General features: G+C 41.5%; 6 protein-coding genes. All 6 read right to left on the bottom strand.

What is annotated here, in order from left to right; all coding sequences use genetic code 11:
- Positions 1–528: 528 nt before the first annotated feature.
- On the bottom strand, positions 529–723 hold the full coding sequence (locus J6U00_RS08880) for a hypothetical protein (RefSeq protein WP_296581119.1): 195 nt from the start codon (positions 721–723) through the stop codon (positions 529–531).
- Positions 724–764: 41 nt separating this feature from the next.
- Positions 765–1,706 carry an amidoligase family protein gene (locus J6U00_RS08885; protein WP_296581121.1) on the bottom strand — a complete coding sequence of 314 codons (942 nt, stop codon included), beginning with the start codon at positions 1,704–1,706 and terminating at the stop codon, positions 765–767.
- 252 nt (positions 1,707–1,958) lie between these two features.
- Positions 1,959–2,255 carry a hypothetical protein gene (locus J6U00_RS08890; RefSeq protein ID WP_296581123.1) on the bottom strand — a complete coding sequence of 99 codons (297 nt, stop codon included), beginning with the start codon at positions 2,253–2,255 and terminating at the stop codon, positions 1,959–1,961.
- Positions 2,239–2,454: a hypothetical protein gene (locus J6U00_RS08895; protein WP_296581125.1), complete on the bottom strand. Its 216-nt coding sequence runs from the start codon at positions 2,452–2,454 to the stop codon at positions 2,239–2,241. Before J6U00_RS08895 ends, J6U00_RS08890 begins: the two co-directional genes overlap by 17 nt.
- On the bottom strand, positions 2,433–2,858 hold the full coding sequence (locus J6U00_RS08900; protein ID WP_296581127.1) for a DUF3850 domain-containing protein: 426 nt from the start codon (positions 2,856–2,858) through the stop codon (positions 2,433–2,435). Before J6U00_RS08900 ends, J6U00_RS08895 begins: the two co-directional genes overlap by 22 nt.
- The coding region (locus tag J6U00_RS08905) for a DUF3189 family protein (RefSeq protein WP_296581129.1) at positions 2,848–3,135 on the bottom strand (288 nt) is incomplete at its 5' end. The genes J6U00_RS08905 and J6U00_RS08900, both read right to left, overlap by 11 nt.

Raw genomic sequence — 3,135 nt, forward strand, 5'->3', positions numbered from 1 at the left:
CATAGTAGTACATTCCTTGGTAAGTTTGATTGGTAAGATTAGTAGTAAATTGATAGTAAATGCTGCATATACAGCAAACCGCCTCAGAAGGAGAACTGAGACGGAATACTGCATCACCGTAAAGAGGTAGAATATTCAGCTTTGGTGTCCGGAGCAGGAGTTTCACCTGCACGGTGGTAGTGCAACATACCACCCAGCATATAAAAACGCCTGCGTCTAAAATTTCGCCATCCGAACAGGAGTGAGAAGTATAACTGTGTGCTTGAAATACTTCTCGAAAATAAGGGGATATGCTTGAATATATTGTAGAACAAAAAAAGGAACCTCGGAAGTACAAGGCCCAGCCCTTATCAATTGAATCATTTTAAGGGTTGTAAAAAATGATCCAATAGAGCCTTGTACTATCCTTATGGTTCCATTATACGTTATATTTTTGAAAAATACAATTCGTAGATAATACAAAAATAAACGTGATATTCATTAGTTTGATATCGTATTAATAAAAATGCTGTTGAAAGATTGTAATAATTACCTTGATTTCTCATGAATGATATCAATTATCTCGTTCTGCTCCTCCGTATCAACGCCGAGAGAGGCAAGAGCTTCGCGTGTACCGCAGTCCGGACAGATAAGAGTAACATTATCCGTCCTTGATACTGCAGGCCGTTCTGTGAAGATCTGACCGCATTTAGGGCAGGTCATTTCAACGGTATTATCTTTCATAGTCTCACCACCTTTCAGGGAAGGACCGCCGAAGCGGTCCGTTATGCTGCGAACCTCCAAGCTGCATTACCGCTAAGATTCTTAGTAAGGAACTCTCGTGCGGTCTTGAACTCGTCGCCTATAAGGCCGAGTCTGTTCAGCCAGGTTCTCATTGCAAACCTGGGATTCTCATGCTGCTGTGGCTTGGAGCTTGCTGTCTTCTGATCCTTAGCCATCTGATTGAGAGCCAGGCAGAGCTGAATGTAGCTCTTGAGCTGTCCAGCGTGCAGGCCATTTCTCTTGCCGTTCTCAGGCTTGTCGAACTGGAACAGTCTGAATTCTACAGTACCCTTTGTGAAAGTAGCGTGCAGGTTAAGCATGTGGTAGCGGCTGCTGTTGTAGTGGTACTCTCTGCCGCTGTCGCATCCCTGAGAGCTGTACCAGATGTCTGCGAGCTGAGCCATTGTTGTGGGCTTCTTGCTATTAAGCTGTCTGATGAACTCAGGATTAACTGTACGGCAGTAGTTATTCATGCGGCTGCGGTCTATTCTGATTGCTTCTGCTATAAGTTGCTCGTGACTTGCCATGATGTTGGCGAGTGTTCTTAAACTTTGTGCTGTGTGGCCTTGTGCTCCAATGTGGATGTGAACGCCAGCGCCTACGCCTGCATGGCTTATAGCTCCGGCCTTGCGAAGTCTGCGGATGAGCTCCTGGAGAAGCTCGATATCGTCATACTTAAGGATAGGAGTTACGAGCTCACACTTCTGGCTGTCAGGACCTGCGATAGAGCTGTCTCTCTGGAACTTCCACTCTCTGCCCTGCTGATCCCATGCACTCCATGTATAATAACCGTTGCGTGCAGCTGTATCACTGTAGCGGCCAGTGCCGAAAAGCTCAGCTGCGATCTTAGCTGCAGTGTTTCTTGTGATGTGGTTCATCTCAACCTCCACACCGATTGTCTGCTCCTTCATTCTTGCTATCTGCTCAACTGCCTTAGTATTCATAATCAAATCTCCTTCCGGGCTGTACCCTTATGTTGTGTGTATTATAGCTTACATACATAGTTATTACAAGATGTATTAGTACCAATGTTTCTGGAATTTCTTAGTGTATATTTTAGTGTATATTTCGTTGTTTGGAAGGAAATACGCCACGCAAAATGCATGGCGTTTATAGATCATCTATTATCCTTAGTAACGGCAAATAAAGCACCCCAAAAAAAGCCTATTATTCCGCCTACTGCAAAACATAAAAAATTACTCATAATAATCTTCCTGTCCTCTCCTGATTGTTTCACGTAGTCTTTTGTACATTTCCTGTATTTCTTGTATTGATTTCAGTTGGCGTTTAAGATCATTATTTTCTTTAAGGAGCATGTCTATATTCTCCTGAGCAGTCTCTACGCCTTTTCGGTAGCCTTCACGAAATGCCTCAAATCGTGAAGAGTCATTTCCTTTAATATTCGTAGATCTTATCGCATATTCGAACGCTTCTGCTTCATTTATGGCGTTCTCTTTGGCCCATTTTTCAGCTAATTCATTTAAATAGCTCATCATCATCACTTCCTATAACCTGGCCGGTATTTATATCCAAACCGGCTTCGAGCCGCATTTCTGCAATTTTCTGGTCTGCGATCCTATCAGCGAATAGGAATCCCATAATAAAACCTAAAAGAGCAGAACCTGCACATAATATAACGAATATCATTTCTATCACCGTCCTTTCGTAATTTATTCTGTTCTTCTGTTCCATAACTCGATAGCTCTATCATTGGCGCAATAATCTTCTGAGATACCTATACAAGTACCATTAGATCCGCATCTATCACATTTTACATATATCAAATTTCCTGTTTTTTCAAGATTTCCTTTGCCGCCACAGAATGGACACGGCTTAATGTCAGGAGCATAAGCAGCTCGATCACGAACTGCAATACTCATAATACAGTAACCTTCCCTGCAATACTCTCCACGAAGGACAAATCTTACATCTGCAATGCATTGTCTGCCTGTATATTTCTTACCGTCAAACTCTCTGAGCTGCAGGATATCATTCGGATGAAAGACTTTATCATCTTCTTTGCGTACTTCGAAGGTCTTAAGACCGGAAATTACACTTTCAAACCATTCAGGTGCTATTTTGAGATCATGTATCATCGTTTATTTCCTCCTTGATTTTATTAATATAATATATTAATGCATCTGCACTTAAATCTGCTCTTAAATCTGAAGGAATATCAGCCATGCTCATACTATCCATTACACGAAGGTCTCTTTTACGAGCTTCGATGATTCTTACAACCTGATTGATGGAGTCTTTTATAATATCCATCTTACGTTCTGTTTGTATAATGAATTCTTCTGCAAGATAAATTTTATTACCTATGTATATGATATGTCCTTTATCATAATACATTTGTTTGTCCCTCCTTCC

The organism is Ruminococcus sp., assembly GCF_017650195.1.
Classification (GTDB): Bacteria; Bacillota; Clostridia; order Oscillospirales; family Ruminococcaceae; genus Ruminococcus.